At 66.3% G+C, this 21,435-nt stretch carries 24 protein-coding genes; 10 read left to right on the top strand and 14 right to left on the bottom strand.

The annotated features are described in order from the left end of the window. Nucleotides 1-106: 106 nt before the first annotated feature. Nucleotides 107-346, top strand: coding sequence for a hypothetical protein (locus ABIC51_RS06170; protein WP_146252755.1), 240 nt, complete (start codon nucleotides 107-109; stop codon nucleotides 344-346). A 472-nt stretch (nucleotides 347-818) separates the two neighbouring features. On the opposite strand, the gene ABIC51_RS06165 is transcribed toward ABIC51_RS06170, so the two are convergent. Then, complete coding sequence (locus ABIC51_RS06165; protein ID WP_027787328.1) at nucleotides 819-1,304, bottom strand: aminoacyl-tRNA deacylase; 486 nt, start codon at nucleotides 1,302-1,304, stop codon at nucleotides 819-821. A gap of 100 nt (nucleotides 1,305-1,404) precedes the next feature. Then, nucleotides 1,405-2,403 (bottom strand): cysteine synthase A, encoded by a 999-nt coding sequence (locus ABIC51_RS06160; RefSeq protein ID WP_027787327.1) that lies wholly within the window; start codon nucleotides 2,401-2,403, stop codon nucleotides 1,405-1,407. A 138-nt stretch (nucleotides 2,404-2,541) separates the two neighbouring features. Here ABIC51_RS06160 and ABIC51_RS06155 point away from each other — a divergent pair, with 138 nt between their 5' ends. Both ABIC51_RS06155 and ABIC51_RS06150 read left to right on the top strand, forming a co-directional pair. Continuing rightward, a complete protein-coding gene (locus tag ABIC51_RS06155) occupies nucleotides 2,542-3,030 on the top strand; it encodes an adenosine-specific kinase (RefSeq protein WP_124671933.1) in 489 nt (162 codons plus the stop codon). Between the two features lie 321 nt (nucleotides 3,031-3,351). Next, nucleotides 3,352-3,639: a YciI-like protein gene (locus ABIC51_RS06150; protein ID WP_021160928.1), complete on the top strand. Its 288-nt coding sequence runs from the start codon at nucleotides 3,352-3,354 to the stop codon at nucleotides 3,637-3,639. A 13-nt stretch (nucleotides 3,640-3,652) separates the two neighbouring features. Here ABIC51_RS06150 and corA read toward each other — a convergent pair whose 3' ends face one another. Further along, nucleotides 3,653-4,630, bottom strand: coding sequence for a magnesium/cobalt transporter CorA (gene corA / locus ABIC51_RS06145; RefSeq protein WP_027787325.1), 978 nt, complete (start codon nucleotides 4,628-4,630; stop codon nucleotides 3,653-3,655). A 155-nt stretch (nucleotides 4,631-4,785) separates the two neighbouring features. Between corA and cydX the strand changes: the two genes are divergently transcribed. Next, nucleotides 4,786-4,932, top strand: a complete 147-nt coding sequence (cydX, locus tag ABIC51_RS06140; protein WP_027787324.1) for a cytochrome bd-I oxidase subunit CydX — start codon at nucleotides 4,786-4,788, stop codon at nucleotides 4,930-4,932. After that, a complete protein-coding gene (locus ABIC51_RS06135) occupies nucleotides 4,929-5,546 on the top strand; it encodes a P-loop nucleotide/nucleoside kinase family protein (protein ID WP_060174527.1) in 618 nt (205 codons plus the stop codon). The genes cydX and ABIC51_RS06135 overlap by 4 nt, the downstream gene beginning before the upstream one ends. 94 nt (nucleotides 5,547-5,640) lie before the next feature. Here ABIC51_RS06135 and ABIC51_RS06130 read toward each other — a convergent pair whose 3' ends face one another. Further along, nucleotides 5,641-6,741, bottom strand: coding sequence for a saccharopine dehydrogenase family protein (locus ABIC51_RS06130; RefSeq protein ID WP_011352168.1), 1,101 nt, complete (start codon nucleotides 6,739-6,741; stop codon nucleotides 5,641-5,643). 249 nt (nucleotides 6,742-6,990) lie between these two features. Here ABIC51_RS06130 and ABIC51_RS06125 point away from each other — a divergent pair, with 249 nt between their 5' ends. Next, nucleotides 6,991-7,518, top strand: a complete 528-nt coding sequence (locus ABIC51_RS06125) for a COG4705 family protein (RefSeq protein WP_226128748.1) — start codon at nucleotides 6,991-6,993, stop codon at nucleotides 7,516-7,518. On the opposite strand, the gene ABIC51_RS06120 is transcribed toward ABIC51_RS06125, so the two are convergent. Next, nucleotides 7,475-7,939, bottom strand: coding sequence for an Lrp/AsnC family transcriptional regulator (locus ABIC51_RS06120; protein ID WP_006481526.1), 465 nt, complete (start codon nucleotides 7,937-7,939; stop codon nucleotides 7,475-7,477). The two genes, ABIC51_RS06125 and ABIC51_RS06120, sit on opposite strands and share 44 nt — an antisense overlap. Nucleotides 7,940-8,194: 255 nt before the next feature. Here ABIC51_RS06120 and ABIC51_RS06115 point away from each other — a divergent pair, with 255 nt between their 5' ends. Beyond that, the gene (locus tag ABIC51_RS06115) at nucleotides 8,195-8,746 is read left to right on the top strand and encodes a Spy/CpxP family protein refolding chaperone (protein ID WP_027787322.1); all 552 of its coding nucleotides are present in this window, start codon (nucleotides 8,195-8,197) and stop codon (nucleotides 8,744-8,746) included. A 133-nt stretch (nucleotides 8,747-8,879) separates the two neighbouring features. After that, nucleotides 8,880-9,311, top strand: coding sequence for a PGDYG domain-containing protein (locus tag ABIC51_RS06110; protein WP_021160921.1), 432 nt, complete (start codon nucleotides 8,880-8,882; stop codon nucleotides 9,309-9,311). Nucleotides 9,312-9,344: 33 nt separating this feature from the next. On the opposite strand, the gene ABIC51_RS06105 is transcribed toward ABIC51_RS06110, so the two are convergent. The 8 genes from ABIC51_RS06105 to ABIC51_RS06070 form a co-directional block, all read right to left on the bottom strand. Continuing rightward, nucleotides 9,345-9,707, bottom strand: coding sequence for a DUF3022 domain-containing protein (locus ABIC51_RS06105; RefSeq protein WP_050015466.1), 363 nt, complete (start codon nucleotides 9,705-9,707; stop codon nucleotides 9,345-9,347). Nucleotides 9,708-9,720: 13 nt separating this feature from the next. Then, nucleotides 9,721-10,509: a YhfC family intramembrane metalloprotease gene (locus ABIC51_RS06100; RefSeq protein WP_146252758.1), complete on the bottom strand. Its 789-nt coding sequence runs from the start codon at nucleotides 10,507-10,509 to the stop codon at nucleotides 9,721-9,723. A 54-nt stretch (nucleotides 10,510-10,563) separates the two neighbouring features. Then, on the bottom strand, nucleotides 10,564-11,607 hold the full coding sequence (locus ABIC51_RS06095) for a LacI family DNA-binding transcriptional regulator (RefSeq protein WP_027787319.1): 1,044 nt from the start codon (nucleotides 11,605-11,607) through the stop codon (nucleotides 10,564-10,566). A 425-nt stretch (nucleotides 11,608-12,032) separates the two neighbouring features. Continuing rightward, nucleotides 12,033-12,998 (bottom strand): NAD(P)-dependent oxidoreductase, encoded by a 966-nt coding sequence (locus tag ABIC51_RS06090; RefSeq protein ID WP_021160916.1) that lies wholly within the window; start codon nucleotides 12,996-12,998, stop codon nucleotides 12,033-12,035. Between the two features lie 5 nt (nucleotides 12,999-13,003). Continuing rightward, complete coding sequence (locus ABIC51_RS06085; protein WP_021160915.1) at nucleotides 13,004-14,284, bottom strand: MFS transporter; 1,281 nt, start codon at nucleotides 14,282-14,284, stop codon at nucleotides 13,004-13,006. Nucleotides 14,285-14,680: 396 nt separating this feature from the next. Then, nucleotides 14,681-15,673, bottom strand: coding sequence for a sugar kinase (locus tag ABIC51_RS06080; protein ID WP_175899142.1), 993 nt, complete (start codon nucleotides 15,671-15,673; stop codon nucleotides 14,681-14,683). Nucleotides 15,674-15,701: 28 nt separating this feature from the next. Continuing rightward, nucleotides 15,702-16,466 carry an IolE/MocC family protein gene (locus ABIC51_RS06075; RefSeq protein ID WP_027787317.1) on the bottom strand — a complete coding sequence of 255 codons (765 nt, stop codon included), beginning with the start codon at nucleotides 16,464-16,466 and terminating at the stop codon, nucleotides 15,702-15,704. 173 nt (nucleotides 16,467-16,639) lie between these two features. Further along, a complete protein-coding gene (locus ABIC51_RS06070; protein WP_060174532.1) occupies nucleotides 16,640-17,533 on the bottom strand; it encodes a LysR family transcriptional regulator in 894 nt (297 codons plus the stop codon). Nucleotides 17,534-17,645: 112 nt separating this feature from the next. Here ABIC51_RS06070 and ABIC51_RS06065 point away from each other — a divergent pair, with 112 nt between their 5' ends. Next, nucleotides 17,646-18,713, top strand: coding sequence for a YeiH family protein (locus ABIC51_RS06065; RefSeq protein WP_175899140.1), 1,068 nt, complete (start codon nucleotides 17,646-17,648; stop codon nucleotides 18,711-18,713). Between the two features lie 103 nt (nucleotides 18,714-18,816). Further along, a complete protein-coding gene (locus ABIC51_RS06060) occupies nucleotides 18,817-20,550 on the top strand; it encodes a ClcB-like voltage-gated chloride channel protein (protein WP_196486452.1) in 1,734 nt (577 codons plus the stop codon). Nucleotides 20,551-20,646: 96 nt separating this feature from the next. Here the strand turns inward: ABIC51_RS06060 and ABIC51_RS06055 are convergent, their stop codons facing one another. Further along, entirely contained in the window at nucleotides 20,647-21,267 is a 621-nt protein-coding gene (locus ABIC51_RS06055) for a TetR/AcrR family transcriptional regulator (protein WP_027787313.1), read from the bottom strand. Nucleotides 21,268-21,435 lie beyond the last annotated feature (168 nt).

Below are 21,435 nucleotides of genomic sequence, written 5' to 3'. Positions count from 1 at the left end.
CCAAGCGATTCGCCCAGTTTCGGATTGCTGCCGGCGGCGAAGCCAGGTCGGCATCGCCATCGCATCTACCCGAACATTTCATTTCAAATTCAATTTGCAATCCGAATTGAAAGAATTGCATTCGAATTCCAATACACTCTTTTTCAAGGAATCGTTCCGGCCGGCGCGGCCCGGTGTTGCACTGGAAAACCACGCGCCTGCACGTTCAGGCAATTGTCAGCTGAGCGGGCGGCGCCGCGCGTTTCGTATGACGATTCACCGTTCGTTACGCGGTGATGTCATTGGCGCCGTTCACTTGGGTGCAGAAGATAGCAAGGAAAAAATTTTGCCGTCAAACTTTATTTGATACCCGAATACAAAGTTTGGAGGGGATATTCAAATAATATTCCGGTAAGCACAAATACAACTTTTATTATTAATTTGGTAATTGAATTGTATGGGTATATGCGAAAACGGATATTGATCCGCTTCAACATAAATATCGGCATATCTCCTGCATCGCACCAAAAAAGGGCATTCGGAAAGTAACCTCGAGGATGCATCCCCCGCCTCGTCATCGCTCGCATGTCGACGGACATGCCGGTCGACCGCCTCGAACTGGCCGGGATCGTTTCCTCAAGGACGACGCACCGGAGATGCCGAACCAGAGGTATCAGAACAGTTAATCTGGAATGCGACTTAAATTCATGATTGGTCGGCCGCCGTAAATACGCCGCAAAAAAATTCGGATGGCGAATTAACTATCCGACGGCCATCCCGCTGACAAGACCTGCAACCCTGTCACACTCGCACCGACAAATGCCCGTGCACCGCAAGCGTCAGGACTGCATGCCCTGCATCTTGTGCGAGAAATGCGCACGCTCGGCCGTCTCCATCAGCGTCAGGAATTCATCCTGCATCATGTGGATCAGCGCTTCGTGGTCGCCGGCCTCGAAATAGACTTCCGGCTGCTGTGCGAGACGTTCCTCGAGAAACGTCTTCATGCCGTACGCCATGCAGACCGGCGGCAGCGCACCCATGTCGCAATCCTTGAACAGCTCGCGCAGTTCGACCTCGCGGGCGAGCACGAGATGGCGTCCCGTCTTCACCCAGAGATCCGACAGGCGCACGGCGTGCGTGGTCGGCAAAACGGCTGCGACGTAGCCTTCGTCGTCTTCGAGGAGCACGGTTTTCGCGAGGCGATCGCCGGGGATATGCGCGGCGGCGGCCGTCTCCATGCTCGTATGGCTATAGGGGTGGTACACCACTTCGTACCGCGATGACTTCTGGCGCAGGCAATCCTGCAGGGTGGCTGATACTGGCATGGCACACCTCGTCTGGGCGAATCGGGCGAACGGCGTTCGCTCCGGATTTGTTCAGCATAGGTCGCATTCGAGCCAATGGAAACGCCGCCTCACCCCTTCCTCATTCGGGTGCCCGTTCTGGTTCCAACCCCGATTCCAGCCCCTTTTCGCGCAGCCATTCGCGGTTGAAGAGCCGAGCACGATAGATGTCGCCGCGATCGCACAGCAAAGTCACGATCGTATGCCCCGGGCCCATCCTGCGGGCCAGCCAGACCGCCGCCGCGACGTTGATTCCGCTCGATCCGCCGACGTACAGCCCTTCTTCGCGCAGCAGCCGGTAGACCATCGTCACGCACTGCGAATCGTCGATCCTCACGGCGTCGTCGATCGGTGCGCCGGCCAGATTCGCGGTGACGCGCGTCGAGCCGATGCCTTCGGTGATCGAGCTGCCTTCGGCACCGAGGTCGCCCGTTTTCACGTAACCGTAGAGCCCGCTTCCGTGCGGATCGGCCAGCACGATCCGGACCTCAGGATTCTGCTCCTTCAGGTAGCGGCTCACGCCCGCCAGCGTGCCGCCCGTGCCGGTTGCGCAGACGAACGCATCGACCGTGCCCGCCGTATCGCGCCAGATTTCCGGTCCGGTCGTCTCGTAGTGCGCCTGCCGGTTGACGACGTTGTCGAACTGGTTGGCCCATACCGCGTTGTCGAGTTCGTCCGCGAGCCGCCCGGCAATCTTCTGATAGTTGTTCGGGTCGCGATACGGCGCCGCCGGCACCGGGCGCACGTCGGCGCCGAGCGTGCGCAGGATCGCCATCTTGTCCGGCGATTGCGTGTCGGGAATCACGATCACGCAGCGATAACCGCGCGCCGCGCAGATGTGCGCAAGACCGATGCCCGTGTTGCCCGCCGTGCCCTCGACGACGGTGCCGCCCGGCTTCAGCGCGCCGCGCTGCTCGGCGTCCCGGATGATGTAGAGCGCCGCGCGATCCTTCACCGAACCGCCCGGATTCATGAATTCCGCCTTGCCCAGGATTTCGCAGCCCGTTTCCGCGCTGAGCTTCGCCAGCCGGATCAACGGCGTGCGTCCCACGCAGTCGACGAAGCCGTGTCGCACGTCCATGTTGCCCTCCGTTGCATTCGCGCTCGCGCGCCCTACACAACCAAGGATAGGACGCGTCGCTTTCGACGCCAGCCGCCGCGTACTAAGCTTGGAGAGCCCATTGCGGCGCGCGCGCCGCATCGCCAGACGAGGTCCGCCATGCTGCAATTCGAAACCGTCACCATCGACAAACCCGAGGCCGTAAATTTCATCCTCGGCCAGTCGCATTTCATCAAGTCCGTCGAGGACATCCACGAGACGCTGGTCGGCACCGTGCCGGGCATTCGTTTCGGGCTCGCGTTCTGCGAGGCATCGGGCAAGCGTCTCGTGCGCCGCTCCGGCACCGATGCGGAACTCGTCGAGCTCGCGTGCCGCAACGCCCTTGCGATCGGCGCCGGTCACGCGTTCATCGTGTTCCTCGGCGACGGTTTCTATCCGGTCAACGTGCTCAATGCGATCAAGGCCGTGCCGGAGGTCTGCCGGATCTACTGCGCGACCGCGAACCCGACCGACGTGATCGTCGCGGAAAGCGCGCAGGGGCGCGGGATCGCCGGTGTCGTCGACGGCTTTCCGCCGCTCGGCGTCGAAGACGACGACGACGTGCGCTGGCGCAAGGATCTGCTGCGCACGATCGGATACAAGGCGTAGGCGCGGGCCGCCGGTGCGGCCGCGGCGCATACATCGAGCTTCCGCCAGGGCCTGCCCTGCAGACGTGGCCGCATCGTCGATGCTGACCGCGTCTCCCTGCCCTGCGAAACACGAAGAAAAAGCGGTGGGATCAAAGGCGCGACCGCGGTCAGGATTTCAGGTCGCTGAGTTGACTGACCGTTAGTTGCAATCTCGAGAACAGGATTACGCTCCCGTTGGCGACGCGCCGGCCACCCGGCTGTCCTATACTGGCCGCAACAGACCGACCGGCAGCCGAGCCGACACGACGACCGCGCCGCCGCCCCCTTCCCGGAGCCACGCATGCATTACCAGCTGATCTACGAACTCGTCGACGATTACCTGTCGCGGCGCGAACCGTTCCGCGCCGAACATCTCGCGCTGGCACAGGCCGCGACCGAGCGCGGCGAACTCGTGCTCGCCGGCGCGCTGTCGGACCCGGCCGATCAGGCCGTACTCGTGTTCGAAGGCGATTCGCCGGAGGCGGCCGAGTCGTTCGCGCGCGCCGATCCGTATGTGCAGAACGGCCTCGTGAAATCGTGGCGTGTGCGTCCGTGGCGCGTCGTGATCGGCAAGCACGCCCCGCGCTAGCCGCGACGCAGGACTACAGCCACCCTGCCCGCTTGAAGCGCCACCACAGCGCGAAGTCGGCGACGACCATCACCGCGATACAGCCGTAGAAACCGTATTTCAGGTGCAACTCGGGCATGTTCGCGAAGTTCATCCCGTAGATGCCGGCGATCATCGTCGGTATCGCGAACAGCGCGGCGAACGAACCGAGCCGTTTCGTCACTTCGTTCTCGGCCAGCGAAATCATCCCGAGGTTGACCTGGATCGCCGTGACGACCATCTCGCGGCGCCCTTCGATCGTCTTCACGATCCTCTGCAGATGGTCGTACACGTCGCGGAAATAAGCCGCCATCCCGCTGCAGACCTGCGGCACGCGTCCGCCGGTGAGTTTCGCGAGCGGCTCGATCAGCGGCGCCGTGTGCTGGTACAGCGTCACGAGCCGGCGCTTCAGCGAATAGAGATCCTCGATGATCGCGCGCGACGACGCGGGCGTGGCCTTCGCGAAGATCCGATCCTCGAGTTCCTCGAGCTCGGTGCCGAGCGTTTCGAGGATCGGGAAATAGCGGTCGACGACCTGGTCCATCAGCGCGTAGAACACGAACGCCGAGCCTTCCCGCAGCAGATGCGGCTCGTGCTCGCAGCGCTTGCGCACGTCGCGGAAGTCCTGCTCGGTGTGATTGCGAATCGACAGCACGTAGTTCGGGCCGACGAACACGTTCAGCTCGCCCACCTTGAATTCGCCGTCGTCATCGAGCTCGACCGTATGCAGCACCGCGAACAGCGAATCGCCGTACTCCTCGATCTTCGGCCGCTGGTGCCCCTTGCGGGCATCCTCGAGTGCGAGCTCGTGCAGCCCGAACTCCTCGCCCATCAGGTCGATTTCCTCGGGTGTCGGATCCTTCAGCGCGACCCACACGAAGCATTCGGGCTTCGACACGTAGTCGCTGATGGCGTCGATATCGATGTCGGCCAGCTTGCGGCCGTCCTGGTATGCAGCACAGTTGATCAGCATGGTGTCTCTGATGTTGCGGTTTGCGCATCAGTTTACCGGTTTGCTGCGCGGGCGGCCCGGCTTGCGCGGCACGACGATATTGGTCATGATCGGGCTGCGTGCGCCGCAGCACGCGCACCAGGACACTGCGGCCCAACCGTCAAGGAGACAGACCCATGTGGTATTTCTCGTGGATACTCGGCATCGGCGTGGCGCTCGGCTTCGGCATCATCAACGCGATGTGGCTCGAGGCGGAAGTGTTCTCGCGCGGCGACAAGCGCAACGGTGCGCCGAGCCCGCAGCCGGGAGGCAAGGCTTCGTGACGCACCTGGTGTTCTTCTGCGGTCACGCCGGCACCGGCAAGACCACGCTCGCGAAGCGGCTCATCGGGCCGCTGATGCGCGCGACCGGCGAGGCCTTCTGCCTGCTCGACAAGGACACGCTGTATGGCCGCTACAGCTCGGCCGCAATGGGTGCGCTCACCGAGGATCCGAACGACCGCGACAGCCCGCTCTACCTGAAGCATCTGCGCGATCCCGAATACCAGGGCCTGCTCGACACGGCCCGTGAAAACCTCGCGCTGGGCATCGGCGCGCTCGTCGTCGGCCCGCTGTCGCGCGAAGTGCGCGATCGCCGCATTCTCGACCGCGCATGGCTCGGCATCTCCCCCGACGTCACGCTGACGGTCGTCTGGGTCTACACGTCGGAAGACGTCGCGCACCAGCGGATCGTCGCGCGCGGCAACCCGAACGATGCCTACAAGCTCGCGCACTGGGACGAATACCGGCAGCGCCGCTTCGTACCGACCGGCCATGAATGCGACGGCATCGTGATGTTCGACAACACCGCGCCATCCGACGCCGACATCGATACGCTGCTGTACCGCATCGCGCCGCCTCCGCCTGCGACGACAATCGTCCCGCCGCTGCCGGCCTGATCGCCCCTCCTGTTCGTTCCCGCAAAAGACAACGCCGGAAGCGCTGCTGCGCTCCCGGCGTCGTACGGCCCTCGTGCCGGAGGCTGGCGGACGGTCAGGCCACCGCGTGCACGCGCTCCATCGTGCCGCCTTCGTACAGCTTGCCGAAGCGGTTCGACAGGAACGCCTTCAGCGACACCTTTTCCTGCGGGATGAAACCGCTTTGCGGCAGCTTCTTCTCGCGGAACAGATCCAGCACCGCGCACATCGCGCCGGCCGTCGTGATCTGGATCGCGCTCATGTGCATCCCGCACACGTCCTTCGCGAAGATCTTGCGCGTGAACACGTCCTGCACCAGCTGGCCGTCCTTCACGCCCGTCACGGTGATGAACACGAGCACGACGTCCTGCTTCGTCGACGGCACCGCGCGGCGCATGATCGACTTCAGCGTGTCGCGATCGGTCGACAGGCGCAGGTCCTCGAGCAGGAACTGCACGAGATCGCGGTGGCCCGGGTAGCGCACCGACTTGTAGTCGAGCGTCTCGACCTTGCCCGACAGCGTCTCGCACAGCGTGCCGAGGCCGCCCGACGTGTTGAACGCTTCGTATTCGGTACCGTCGAGCGAGAAGTGCTCGAGGCCTTCGAGCGGCTGCACCCACTGCTTGCGGCCGTCGCGGATCGCTTCGCACGGCTGGCAGTATTCGTTGATCAGGCCGTCGACGCTCCACGTCAGGTTGTACTTCAGCGCGTTGGTCGGATACTCGGGCAACGCGCCGACGCGCATCTTCACGTCGCGCACTTCGCTGAAGCCGTTCACCAGTTCATGCGCGGCGAGACCGATGAAGCCCGGGGCGAGGCCGCACTGCGGCATGAACGCACGGTCGGAGCCTTCGGCCAGCTCGCGGATCGCGTGGGTCGCGCGCACGTCTTCGGTCAGGTCGAAGTAGTGGACGCCGGCAGCCTTCGCGGCGGCGGCAACGTTGACCGCGAGGTAATAAGGCAGCGCATTGACGAGCGCATCGAAACCCTTCACTGCTTCGCGAATCGCGTTCGCGTCGGCCGAATCGACCCGTTGCGTCGCGATGCCTTCGCGCGACAGCTTCGCGAGCGCATCCGCATCGCGGTCGAACGCGACGACTTCGTAGTCGCCCGTTTCACGCAGCATGTGAGCAATGGTGTGGCCGATCAGACCTGCGCCGACGATGGCGATTTTCATGCGCTTATCTCCTGATGATGGGTGTGATGTAGTGGACGGCGTCGAGCCATGAACACAGTTTAGGGACGCGCAAAATCAGTTCCAAGACGAAGAATGATGCGAAACGACCGATAATTTCGACGTTACGACGACACATTTCGTCGAAACGTCGAAATGAGGTTTTTTCACCCGTTACGGGCCTGCCGTGACTGGCCAAAGTCTCGCGAGCCAGACTGCATGCCGACTACACGATTGCCGAGGAGGCATCGCATGCAATCCCTGCCCGCCGAACGCACGCGGCACTGGCTGACCAAGGTGCCCGACGTCGCGCTGTCGCTCCGGATCGGCAAGATCATGTCGACCACGGTCGGCGAAACCGGCGCGGACTATCTCGCGCTCAACGTGGGGCCCGGCCGGATCGTCGCGCGCATCGCGATGGCGTCGCGGCTCGCGATTGCGTTGTGGATGCAGTTGCGTACGCACTGCGAGGTGTCGTGGATCTGCCAGCCAACGGTGGTGCTGGTCAACATCGTCGGTACGCGGATCACCGACCTGCTCATCGTCGAAGTGAACGTCAGCCTCCACGCGAGCGCGACGATCAACGCGGCGCGCTCGCGGCGATCTTCATCGTGCGGCATCGCATTGAACGCACGCTGTCGATCGACACGATCGTCATGCCGCGATGCGAGCGGCTCTATGTCGGGCCGATACGGCAGCGCAACAAGCGCGGTGCAACGAACACCGCGCCTGAACGTCAGCCGCCGATCGTCCCGCGATCGATCTTGCGCGACAGGATGATCGACGTCGTCGTGCGCTCGACGCCTTCGAGCGTGCCGATCTGGTCGAGCAGGTCGTTGAGCCGTTCGGGCGAATCGGCGCGCAGCCATGCGACGTAGTCGTACTCGCCGCTCACCGCGCACAGCAGTTGCACCTCGGGCATCCGGTCGAGCTTGCGCAACACGTCCTTGCCGAACTTCGGCGTGAGGATGATGCCGACATACGCGTAAATGCTCGCGTCGAGCACGTCCTGCCCGAGCCGGACGCTGTAGCCGGCGATCACGTTGGTCCGTTCGAGCCGCGCGATGCGTGCGACGACCGTCGTGCGCGCGACGTCGAGCTGGCGCGCGAGATCCGCGACGCTGGCACGCGCATCGGCCTGCAGCAGCGCGACGAGTTGCCGGTCGAGATCGTCGAGTTGGTCGAGGCGGGGTGGACGCATGAGGCTGGGCCGGGGCACGACGTGCCGGCAAAGTGGAAGGTGACGCGATGATAGCGCCGAACGCCGGCCCGCCCAAACGGCATCGCCCGGAACCGATTCGAACCTTTCAATTTCGATTCGTATCGGATGTAAGCAAGTGTCGCATTCACTGCTGCGCCGCACTCAACGTGCTACTAATAGCTGGCGATGCGAGATGCGTGCTTGCGGCAATTGCCGCCGCGCCCGCTCGCCAGACACCACCCCGGAGAGCCAACCATGAAGAAAATCTCGCTCACCCTCGCTACGCTCGCCGTTGCAGCCAGCGCGTTCGCGCAAACCCCGGCGCAGCCGCAAGCGCCCGCTCAGGCCACGACGACCGCAGCCGCGGCTTCGGCCCCGACCGCCGAGCAGCGCGAGGCGCGCCATGAAGCCCGCGTCGAGCAGCGCATCAAGTACCTGCACGACCAGTTGAAGATCACGTCGGCGCAGGAGCCGCAGTGGAAGACGTTCGCCGACACGATGCGCGGCAACGGCGACACGATGGGCCGCCTCTATCGTGAACGAATGGCCAAGCACGACGTCTCCGCACTCGACGACATGAAGCAGTATGCGGAACTGTCGCAGGCGAACGCGGACGGCGCGAAGAAGCTCGCCGACGCCTTCGCACCGCTCTACGAGAGTTTCCCGGCCGACCAGAAGGCACTGGCCGACACGACGTTCCGCAGCTGGCTGCACCACGGCGGCGAGCATCGTGGCAAGGGCAAGACGAAGGGCAAGGAAGGCAAGGCGGCAGCCGCGCCGGCCGCCAGCGCACCCGCGCAGCCCTGACGCCCGCCCTGCCGGCGCCGCCGGCACCGCACACGGCCCGTCCGGGCCGAACGGCACCGCTACAGGCGACCGGCGCGTCACACGGCGCGCCGGATTCGGGATAAGCTCCCGGCTTTTCCCGCACTTCCCCGCCATGCTCGAACTCAAGCACATCGACCTGCGTACCGATCCGCAGGCCCGTCGCGTCGTCAAGGACGAAACCGTCGCCGTTTCCTTCGCGGACGCCGACGGCGAACTGATGAGCCTCGAAGGCCCGAACCGCTATGTGGCGGGCGACGCGCTGATCACGGGCTCCACCGGCGACCGCTGGGTCGTGTCGCGCGCGCGCTTCGACGCCAAATACCTGCCCGCCGATCCGGCACTCGCACACGGCGCACCGGGCGCCTACCGGAACCGGCCGGCCGTCGTGCTCGCCCGCCGGATGGACGAGCCGTTCACGATCGCCCGCTCGGAAAACGGCGACACGCTGCGCGGCGTCGCCGGCGACTGGGTGATGCAATACGCGCCCGGCGACTACGGTGTCGTGCAGGCGCAGCGCTTCGCGCAGGTCTACCGCGACGCGTGACGCGTCGTGCCGGCATCGCGCCGGCGCGAACGATCACGCAAAGTCTTCGTCGAGTTCGAGTTCGGCGTCGCGCTCGACGGCCTCGCCGGCCGCGTGGCGCTCCTCGAGCGACCCGAGCATCGCTTCCGTATACGCATGCAGCACCGCATGGCTGCGCGCGCGCTGCATCGGCTTGAGTGCCAGATAGCGCGCGAGTGCCGCCGGCACGATGCGGATATCGAGCGTCATCCGCTTCGGCGTCGCGCCGAAACGCATCGCGAGCCAGTGCACGGACAGGAACCGCCCGCGCGCGTCGCTGCTTTCGGCGAACCGCGTCTGCTCCGGAAAGAGATCGCAGATCACGCGTGCGAGCGCGTCGAATTCCGCGCTCTGGCATTCGATCAGATAGTCGTCCATCCCGTCTCTCCCGTCAGGCTGCCGATTGCGACGGCCGGCACGTCTTCACCAGCACGACGACCAGAAGCGCGGCCAGCACGAAATACACGGCCTCGACCCAGCCGGCCGGCAGCACGCGCACCTGGTACAGCAGCGCCGGCGCGGCTGCCAGCGCATGCAGCACGATCGCGAGCGGCAACACGCCCGCGCGGCCGGCGCGCACGCCGCGCCAGACCAGCACCGACAGCGCAAGCTGCAGCACGAACGCCGCGCAGCGCTCGAGCAGCAACAGCAGGATCGACTGTGCCGACAGCGTCGCGAGCATCACGTGCAGCCGCACGACGGTATCGCCCGGCAGATCGGCGAGCTGGGTCTCGAGCTGGCCGCGGCTCGCGAGCCACGCGAGATACGACCACTGGCCCCACACGAGTACGCCGACAAACCACGCTTCGGCGCCACCGTGGCCGATCCCGTAGCCGATTCCGCGGCTGTCGCCGGCCGACGCGCCGTAGCGGCGGTTCAGGAAACGCATCCCGAGATAACGGCCGGCTTCCTCGAACACGGCGGTCGCAAGCGCGCTGTACGCGACGAACGCGAGCGGCTGCGTGAGCCAGCCGTCGGGCGGCGTCTGGCTCAGCACGAGCCCGTGGAATGCGCGTTCGAGGATCATCGCGAACAGCGTGAAGACGGCCACGCCGACGATCGTGTCGCGGCGGTTCAGCGCAAGCGGCTTGCGCAGGATACGGAAGAGGACGAGCGGCAGGAGCGCGATGATCAGCGTGGCGGCGATCAGCACCGCCAGCGTGACGGGGGCGACAGTCATGTATTTCCTTGTTCGGGGCAGCGCACCTGACGCGCTGCGTGCCCCGAATGATACTCAGCTTGCGGTCGACGCGCGCACAACCAGCTCGCCGGGCAACAGCGAGACGCGTACGTCGCCCGCTGCGCCGTCGATCCGCTCGTGCACGAATTCGACGGCCTTGTAGCCGATTTCGTAGGTCGGCTGCCGGATCGTCGTGATACCGATCAGCTCGGCCCATTCCGGATCGTCGATCGACAGCAGCGCCGCCTTCTGCTGCCATGCGGCGCCGAAACGCGCGCGCAGGTGGCGCGCGATCGCGAGCGCGACCGGCGCGTTCGCGGCGAACAGCGCCGCGCGCACGCCGCGCCGTGCCGCGTCGTCGATGCGGGCATCGATGTCGGCGAACGCCGCCGCGGTCGCATCGGGCTCGTTCAGGTCGAGCACGACCGTCGACGGCACCGTCAGCCCGCGCGCGCCGAGTGCCGCGCGGAATGCGGCCTCGCGCAGGCGCCGCGAGCTGACGCGCTCGAACGGCTGCACGACGAAATGGATTGCGTCGAAACCGTGTTCGATCAGGTGCGCGAGTGCCGTCTCGATCGCGTCGGCGTTGTCGAGGCCGATCAGGTCGGCCTCGAAGCCCTCGACGGTCCGGTCGACGAGCACGGCCGGGATGCCGGCCCCGCGCAGCGGGCGCAGCACGTCCTCGTCGGCGCCGAGCGCGTTGACGATCAGCCCTTCGACGCGGTAGGTCGTGAGCAGCTGCAGGAAGCGGCGCTCCATCTCGACTTCGTTCGCCGCGTGACAGATCAGCGGCATGTAGCCGAGCGCCTGGCAGGCAGCCTCGACGCCTTGCAGCACTTCGACGGTATAGGGATTGGTCAGGTCGGCTGCGAGCATGCCGAGCAGCCGGTTGCGGCCGCGCTTGAGCCCGCGCGCCATCTGGTTCGGCCGGTAGTTGAGCCGCGCGATTGCCGCTTCGATCCGCTGGCGCAGATCGGTGGACAGCACGTGCGTCTCGCCGTTCAGGTAGCGCGACACGCTGGTTTTGCCGGTGCCGGCTTCGCGCGCGACATCGCTGATCGTCGCCGGACGCGTTGTGGTTGGTTGCGAATCGGTCACTGTCGTGCCTCGCGACGTTCGATCCGCGCCGCGTCGTGAGCAGACGGATCTTTGTTGTTGGAAACGTAAGCCACCCGGTGGAATCTCCTGTCGATCCGCGTTAGCGCTTCAGCGCTTACGCGGATCCCATGCTTCGCGGTCGATCGGCGTCCGCCCTTCAGCGCTTGCGCGGATCCCATGCTTCGCGGTCGATCGGCGCCGGCGCGTCGGCACCCGCCCCGGTCACGTGCACAAGCAGTCGGCCGCACCGGACCTGGCGCGGATACCCGTCGCGAGACGCCGCCGGCAGCGCTGCCGTGCCGTCGATACGACGCGCGGGGATCATAACGCAGCCAGCCCTCCGGCACCAAGACCATCGACTCTAACGAAGCCGCCCGGCCGCCGGGCGGGCACCCGCTCGCGGTCGGCCCGTTACCCGCCGCGGCTCAGGCGCGTGCGAGCGCATCCGGATTGACGAGATTCGTGCGCAGCGTGCCGGCCAGCGCGCCGACCAGGTTTTCCGCGGCGCAGCGCGCCATCGCGTGGCGCGTCTCGTGCGTCGCCGAGCCGATATGCGGCAGCGCGACGACATTCTTCATCTGCAGCAGCGGCGAATCCGCGGCCAGCGGTTCCTTCTCGAACACATCGAGCCCCGCGCCGCGGATCGTACCCGCGCGCAGCGCATCGATCAGCGCGGCTTCGTCGACCACCGGCCCGCGCGATGCATTGATCAGTATCGCGCCGCGTTTCATCTTCGCGAATTCGGCCGCGCCGATCAGGTGGTGCGTTTCGGGTGACAGCGGCACTTGCAGGCACACGAAATCCGCTTGCGCGAGCAGTTCGTCGAGCGTCACGCGCCGTGCGCCGTACTGCGTTTCGGCTTCCGCATGCGCGGACCGGTTCGCATACAGCACCTGCATCCGGAAGCCGAGCGCCGCGCGGCGCGCGACCGCGCCGCCGATCCGCCCGAGCCCGACGATGCCGAGCGTCTTGCCCTGCACGTCGGTGCCGTACAGGTCGGGGCCGATGCTGCGATGCCAGTGGCCTGCCTTCACCCACTCGGCCAGCTCGACCACGCGTCGCGCGGACGCGAGGATCAGCGAGAACACCGTATCGGCGGTCGATTCGGTCAGCACGTCCGGCGTATGCGCGAGCACGATCCCGCGCCGCGTGAGATCCGCGACGTCGAAGTTGTCGTAGCCGACCGAAATCGTCGACCACGCCTTCAGCCGCGGTGCGCGGTCGAGCATGTCCGGCGTGACCTTCAGGCTCGCGCCGATCGCGCCGTCCGCGTCGCCGAGCGCATCGGCGAGGGCTGCGGCGCCGTCGGCCTGCACGACGTCCGCATGCTCGCGCAGGTACGCGAGGACGTCATCGGGCAGCGGCTTGTACGCGACGATACGGGGCTTCATCTGATTCATTTTCCTTGCAGCGGCGCCGCGAGCGGATGCGTATCGGGCGCCTGGGGTTTGACGGACAGCGTGAGGATCACCGCGGCGACGAGCGCGGCGCTCATGAACGCGTACGACGCGACGGGCGAGCCGGTCGCACCGTTCAGGTAGCCGACGAAGTACGAGCCGACGAACGAGCCGAGCGCGCCCATGCTGTTGATCAGCGCCATCGCGCCGCCGGCGACGTTCTTCGGCAGCAGTTCCGGCACGATCGCGAAGAACGGGCCGTACGGCGCGTACATGGCGGCACCGGCCACGACCAGCAGCGCATACGAGATCCAGAAATGCGACGAGCCGAGGGCGTACGATGCGGCGAACGCGGCCGCGCCGATCAGCAGGAACGGCCACACGAAGCCACGGCGCGAACCGACCTTGTCGGACGCCCACGACGCGGCGAGCATCGCGATCGTCGCGGCGAGATACGGCAGCGCGGACAGCCAGCCGGTCGCGACCATCCCGAGGTCGGAGCCGTTCTTGACGATCGACGGCAGCCATAGCACGAAGCCGTACACGCCGATGCTCCAGCAGAAATACTGTGCGCACAGCTTGATCACGGCCGGCGAGCGGAATGCCTCGCCATAGTTGCGCACGGGTTTGATCGCTGCCTGCTCGGCCGCGAGCGCGGCGTCGAGGTCGCGTTTTTCCTGCGCGTTGAGCCACGGCGAATCGGCCGGCTTGTCCTGCACGAGGAACCACCAGCACACGGCCCAGAGGACGGCCGGCACGCCTTCGGCGATGAACATGTGGCGCCAGCCGAATTCGTGCACGAGATAGCCCGAGACGATCGACATCCACAGCACGGTGACCGGGTTGCCGAGGATCAGGAACGTGTTCGCGCGCGAGCGTTCGTTCTTCGTGAACCAGTTGCTGATGTAGATCAGCATCGCGGGCATCACGGCCGCCTCGACGACGCCGAGCACGAAGCGGATCGCCATCAGCGACGGGATGTTGCTGACCACGCCCGTGAGTGCCGCGCAGGCGCCCCACAGGATGAGGCTGACGAACACGAGCTTCTTCACGCTGCGGCGTTCCGCATAGATTGCGCCGGGGATCTGGAAGAAGAAGTAGCCGAGGAAGAACAGCGCGCCGATCAGCGACGACAGGCCCTTGCTGATCCCGAGGTCCTGGTTGATGCCGGCTGCGGCGGCGAACCCGTAGTTCGCGCGGTCGAGGTAGGCGAGGCTGTAGGTGATGAAGACGATCGGCATGATCGTCCACCAGCGGCGGGCAGCGAGTGTATTGGCCATCAGAATGTCTCCTGTGTCGATCAGAGTTAGCGCTTTAGCGCTTACTCTGATCCCATGCTTCGCGGTCGATCAGAGTTAGCGCTTTAGCGCTTACTCTGATCCCATGCTTCGCGGTCGATCAGAGTTAGCGCTTTAGCGCTTACTCCGATCCCATGCTTCGCGGTCGATCAGAGTTAGCGCTTTAGCGCTTACTCCGATCCCATGCTTCGCGGTCGATCAGAGTTAGCGCTTTAGCGCTTACTCCGATCCCATGCTTCGCGGTAGACCAGAGTTCGCGCTTTAGCCCTTACTCCGATCCCATGCTTCGCGGTAGACCAGAGTTAGTGCTTTAACGCTTACTCCGATCCCATACATGCACGACTAAATGAGTCCGCGGATTGTGCCGTGTCCGGCCTCTCATTGCGCGGTGAAGGTTTCCTCTAAGCGATCGGCGTGATTGGTGACGTTTTCGAATCGATCGAGCGCGGCACGGGTCGGCAGCCCTTCCGAGTCGCCGATCACCTGGATCGCAAGCGCGCCGATGCGGTTGCCGCGCGCCACGGCCTGCTCGATCGTCTTCCCTTCCAGCAGCGCGCTGACCACGCCGACCGCGAAGCCGTCACCGGCGCCGACCGTGTCGACGACGTTCCGCACACGCTCGCCGGCCACCGTTCCGTCACGGCCGTCAGCCGTCCGGTAATACGCCCCTTCGGCACCGAGCTTGATCACCACCCCGCGCGCGCCTTGCGCGAGATAGAAGCCCGCGATATCGGCCGGCGTGTCGTGCCCGGTCAACTGCCGCCCTTCGGCGATGCCCGGCAGCACCCAGTCGGCGAGCGACGCGAGCGCGTTCAGCGTCTTCGCCATCACGTCGGCGGACGGCCACAGCGTCGGGCGCAGGTTCGGGTCGAACGAGATCGTCTTGCCGGCCGCGCGCATTTCGCGCGCCAGCTTGAACGCAAGCTCGCACGACGTCGCGGAGATCGCCGGCGCGACGCCCGTCAGGTGCAGGTGGCGCGCGCCGAGCACGTAGTCGGCCACGTAGTCGTCGCACGACAGGTGGCTCGCGGCCGAACCCTTGCGGAAATACTCGACGGTCGGGTCGCCGCCGTCGTCGTTGCGCGACTTGAGCTGAAAGCCGGTCGGGTAGCGCGGATCGACGGTCACGCACGATGCGTCGATGCCCTCGCGCGCCAGCGTGTCGAGCACGTAGCCGCCGAACGAATCGCGGCCGACGCGACTCATCCAGCCGACCCGGAAGCCGAGCCGCGACAGGCCGATCGCGACGTTCAGGTCGGCGCCCGCGATCCGCTTCGCGAATTGCGTCGCATGCGCGAGATGACCGGGCTCGGTCGCGACGAACATCGCCATCGCTTCGCCGTAGGTCACGACATCGAGTGCTGCTTTCATGAATGAACTCTCCAGGATCCTTCTGCCGTCACGCGGTTGCGAGCCACGCGACTCGCCGGCATGCATCGCCCGCCAGGTCGGCCGCGTCGAACGGAAACTCGATGCCGCGCGGCGCCTGCTGCGGCAGCGCCGCGAGCACGCCGGTCACGAGCGGGTCGTTCGGCGCCGGCGCGGCGGCGAAACGGCGCGCGCCCTCGCCCTCGACGGCCTTGCAGTGAATGTATTCCACATGGGACGCGAGCACTTGTGCGCAATCAAGCGGCGCTTCGCCCGGCCACTGCCAGTTGCCGATGTCGAACGTCATCCCGAGCGCATCGGGCATACCCGCGGCGGCCAACGCATCGAACAGGCCGCGGAACTGCGCGAGCGCTCCGCCGACCGGAAGCTGGCCGTTCTCGACCACCACGCGGGCCTTCGCGCCGCGCGACAGCGCGACGATGTCGGCCGCGTGCGCGTCGCCGGCGAAGCCGCCGAGCTGGAATTTCACGAAGCGCGCGCCGAGCGCGTCGGCTTCCGCAAGCGCGCCGCGCAATGCATCCGCATCGAGCGCGCCCGTTTCCGTGTACAGGTTGGCCGGCGTCGAATAGACCGACCACAGCCCGTGGCCGGCCAGTAGCGCACCCAGCGCGGCGAGCGCGCCGGGCGCAGCGTCCGCTTCCGACGCGAACAGTTCGCGCCGCACCTCGAAACCCGTCGCACCCGACGCCGCCGCGGTCGCGACGAATGCGCTGTGGCCCTCCTGACGCACGCGGTCCATCCCGAATGCGCTCGCCACGATCACGATGTCTGTCATTCTGCCCTCTTTTCCCCGGAATGGAACCGGTTCCATTTGCTTGAGACGGATGGTGCGCTTCGCCTCGAACCCACGCCATAGAGGAAATCCCTAAGTTGGGGCATGGCGCGAACGCACGTTCCGACGGTACGCATCACGCATGCCCGGGCCGGCTTCGGCCGTTCCGGCGAGGTTCAGGCGATATCGTGCGCGAGGCTCATTTCGAGGAATTGTGCGGCGACCCGCGACGGCGCGCCGCCGTGCGGCACGAGGATGGAGAAGTGACGCGTGAGCGGCGCGGGCGCGAGCGAGCGCAGGACGAGCGCGGCATCGTCGTGACGCAGCGACATCGCGGACACGAACCCGACGCCCATCCCGGCACGCACGGCTTCCTTCACGGCCTCGACACCCGCGATCTCGAATGCGACACGCATCGGCGCCGCGCCTTGCGCGAACGCGCGCTCGACGAGTTGCCGCACGGCGGAGCCCGCCTCGCGCAGGACGAGCGGATGGGCCGCCAGCGCGTCGAGCGTGACGCCCGGCGCGTATTCGGGCGCGGCCAGCGGATGCCCGGTCGGCACGATCGCCACGATCTCGTCCTCGCGCCACGCGTGCACCGCGGTGCCCGGCGGCAGCGCCTCGCCGGGCGGCCCTTCGATCATCGCGATGTCGAGCGACGGCAGCGCCGCGACCACGTCGGCCGTGTTGCCGCTCATCGTGTGGATCGCCACGCGCGGGGCGCGCGGCTGGAACGCCGAGATCAGATAAGGCAACAGGTAGCTCGCGGGTGTCGTGCTCGCGCCAATGCGCAGCGTGCCGGCTTCCAGGCCGCGCACCGCGTCGCGAAACGCGCGCGCCTGCGCGAACGTGTCGCGCTGCGCTTTCGCGTACTGCGCGAGCTGTTCGCCGATCGGGGTCAGGCGGATGCCGCGGCCTTCGCGCTGGTACAGCGGCTCGCCGAATTCGTCCTGCAGCAGCCGCAACTGGCCCGACACGGCCGGCTGCGACAGATGCAGCGCCACGGCGGCGTGGCTGATGTTCAGGTGTTCGGCGACGGCTGCGAACGTTATCAGTTGATCCGGGGTCATGGGGATAAATTATCGGCTTTCCGGATAGTTTACGTCACAAATCACAATTTTTCATATCGATATAACGAAATTAGGATTACAGCATCGCAACACGCTCCATCACGGTGCTTCCATGTCCACTGCCCCGATTCCCCATCTCAGCCCCGCCGCGCCGTCGATGCGCGGCCAGTTGAACGGCGTGCTGTTCGTCGCGCTGTTCGCCGCCGCCGTCACGAGCCTGTCCCAGCTTCCCGCGATCGCGGGGCTCGGCCTGTCGCCGCTGATCGTCGGCATCGTCGCCGGTGCGCTGTACGGCAACGCGCTGCGCGACGGCATGCCGGCGAGCTGGGCGGCCGGCGTCAACTTCTCCGCGCGCAAGCTGCTGCGCATCGCGGTCGCGTTCTTCGGGTTGCGCGTGAGCCTGCAGGAAATCGCGCAGGTCGGGCTGCCGGGCCTCACGGTGTCGGTCCTCGTCGTCATCAGCACGCTCGCGATCGGCACCTGGGCCGGCATGAAGCTGATGAAGCTCGACCGCGATTCCGCGCTGCTGACCGCCGCCGGCAGCGCGATCTGCGGCGCGGCCGCCGTGCTCGCGTTCGAGTCGACGCTGCAGTCGAAGCCGCACCAGAGCGCGATGGCCGTGGGCAGCGTCGTGCTGTTCGGCACGCTGTCGATGTTCCTGTACCCGATCGCCTATCACGCCGGTCTGCTGAATCTCGACCCCGCCGGCCTGGGCCTGTTCTTCGGCGGCACGATCCACGAGGTCGCTCAGGTGGTCGGCGCGGCGAGCGACATCAGCCCGCAGGTCGCGCACATCGCGACGATCGTCAAGATGACGCGCGTGATGCTGCTGGTGCCGGTGTTGCTGGTGCTCGGCTGGTGGCTCGCCCGCTCGGCCCGCGCCACCGCCGGCGGCGCGCAGGGCAAGCGCAAGGTGGCCGTGCCCTGGTTCGCGCTCGGGTTCCTCGGCTTCGTGATCGTCAACTCGCTGAACGTGCTGCCGACGGACGTCACGCACAGGCTGAACGTGCTCGACACCTTCGCGCTGACGATGGCCATGACCGCGCTCGGCATCGAAACCCGCGTGGCGCAGATCCGCGCGGCCGGCCCGCGCGCGCTGATGACCGGCCTGATCCTGTACGTGTGGCTGATCGCCGGCGGCTACGGGATCACCTGGGCCGTGCAGCACTGGCTTGGCTGAGTTGCCCGCCCGTGACACGTCGCGCGCCGCGCCCGCCGGGAAGGTCCCGCGGGCGCGGCGCAGTGCTATGCTTCGCGTCGTTTTCCATCGCCCTCTTTCAGCCGTGCTCTCGTTCCTGCTGAAGCTGCGCACTCGCGCCCAAACGCTGTTCCGCCTGTCGGACGCCCATACGATGCTGATCTGGTCGGCCATCGTCGGCGTCGGCGGCGCCTTTGCGACGATGGCGTTCCGCGAAGGCATCGACCTGATGCAGCACCTGATCTCCGGACAAAGCGGCAGCTTCGTGCAGATGGCGAAGCGCCTGCCGTGGTACGTGCGATTCTGGATGCCGGCCGCGGGCGGCTTCCTCGCCGGCTGCGTGCTGCTGCTTGCGACGCGCGGCGACAAGAAGGCGGGCAATACCGACTACATGGAATCGGTCGCGCTCGGCAACGGGGTCGTGCCGGTACGCCAGAGCCTGTGGCGCAGCGTGTCGTCGCTGCTGACGATCGGCAGCGGCGGCTCGATCGGCCGTGAAGGCCCGATGGTGCAGCTCGCGGCGCTCGCCGCGTCGCTCGTCGGCCGCTTCGTGCACTTCGACCCGCCGCGCCTGCGCCTGCTGGTCGCCTGCGGGGCGGCCGCCGGCATCACGTCCGCCTACAACGCGCCGATCGCCGGCGCATTCTTCGTGTCGGAAATCGTGCTCGGCACGATCGCGATGGAGAGCTTCGGCCCGATGGTCGTCGCGTCGGTCGTCGCGAACATCGTGATGCGCGAATTCGCCGGTTATCGGCCGCCGTACGAGATGCCGGTGTTTCCGGCCGTCACCGGCCCCGAGGTGCTGCTGTTCGTCGTGCTCGGCGCGCTGTGCGGCGTGCTCGCGCCGCAGTTCCTGCACCTGCTCGACGCGTCGAAGCACCATTTCAAGCGGCTGCCGGTGCCGCTGCCGGTGCGGCTCGCGCTCGGCGGCCTCGTCGTCGGCGTGATCTCGGTGTGGACGCCGGACGTATGGGGCAACGGCTATAGCGTCGTCAACCAGATCCTGCATTCGCCGTGGACCTGGCAGGCGCTGGTCGCGGTGCTCGTGTTCAAGGTCATCGCAACCTCCGCCACGGTCGGCTCGGGTGCGATCGGCGGCGTGTTCACGCCGACGCTGTTCGTCGGCGCGGTGTTCGGTTCGCTGTTCGGGCTCGCGATGGAAGCGCTGTGGCCCGGCCATACGTCGGCATACTTCGCGTACGCGATCGTCGGGATGGGTGCGTTCATGGCGGGCGCCACGCAGGCGCCGCTGATGGCGATCCTGATGATCTTCGAGATGACGCTGAGCTATCAGGTCGTGTTGCCGCTGCTGGTGTCGTGCGTATTCGCGTATTTCGTCGCGCGCGCGACCGGCACGACGTCGATGTACGAAATCACGCAGCACCATTACCAGGACGCACAGGAGAAGCTGCGCCTGCGCACCACGCAGATGCGCGAGCTGATCCAGCCCGCGCAGACGGTCGTGCCGCTCACGGCGAGCGTCGCCGACATGACGCGCGTGTTTCTCGAATATCCGGTGAAGTACCTGTACGTCACCGATGATGCCGGGCGCTTTCGCGGCGCGGTCGCGCTGAAGGACATCACGTCGGACCTGCTCGACAAGCGCGACACGACCGACAAGACGGCCGCGCATTACGCGCACACGCCGTTTCCGCTCCTGACACCCGACATGCCGCTCGCCACCGCGCTCGAACGCTTCATGGCGTTCCAGGGCGAACGCCTGCCGGTGATCGAAAGCGAAGCCGAGCCGACGCTCGCGGGCGTCGTCTACAAGACGTCGCTGCTCGATGCGTACCGACGGATGACCGGGGAGCGCTGATTCGCACGACGCGATGAGGCGCGGCGCATGCCGCATGCTTCATCGCACCCCGCCTTTGCCGCGCATCGCACGCGGCACGACGAATCCGCTGCCGCGTCAGTCCGGCGCACGCCCGAGCACGACACGCGCGAAGAATCCCGCGAGCACCGACTCGGCCACCTCGGCCGGCACGTGCTGCGGATCGGCCGCGTAATACGACTGCACGCCGTCGCACAGGCACATCAGCCCGAACGCGAGCGTCTCCGCCGGCAACAGCAGCGGCGTGCCGGAGCGCTCGGAGAAGCGCCGGATGAATTCGGCCATCTGCACGCGCTTGGCGTGCAGGAACTGGTTGAAGCGCACGCGGAACTTCGCATCGCGCGCGGCCTGCAGCTTCGCCTCGCCCCACAGCAACGAGAATTCGTCGTCGGCGAACAGCGTGCGGTAATGCGCGAGCGTCATCGATTCCATCTGTTCGCGCGACCCGCCCTCGTCGAAGATCGCCTGGAAATCGGCCTGCACCTGCGCATGGTTGCGCTCCAGCAACTCCAGCAGGAGTTCCGACTTGCTGCGGAAATTCGAGTAGAACGCGCCGCGCGTATAGCCGGCCGCGGCCGCGATGTCCTCGACGCTCGCGGCCACAAAACCTTTCTTCAGAAAAATGCGATGCGCGGCATTCAGCAGACGTTCGCGCGTCTGATCCCTGCTCTGCTCGCGGGTTAAGCGCTGTGGTTTCATGGCGCGCAGTCTAGCATCGATTCCCTTTCAAATTCATCTTTGCACTCAGATACAGGTGTGTATTAGAATTCGCCACAGTTTCTGAAAATGCTGTCCGCGCGCCCCTGTCGGCGCCGCTCGGGGCAAGCGCGCGCCGCGCTTGCCGGCTTCGTTCCGCTCTCGCTCTCA

This window comes from Burkholderia sp. 572 (assembly GCF_040545135.1).
Lineage (GTDB): Bacteria > Pseudomonadota > Gammaproteobacteria > Burkholderiales > Burkholderiaceae > Burkholderia > Burkholderia cepacia.
Note: the sequence above shows the minus strand (reverse complement) of the source record. Positions and strands in the feature narration are given on the sequence as shown.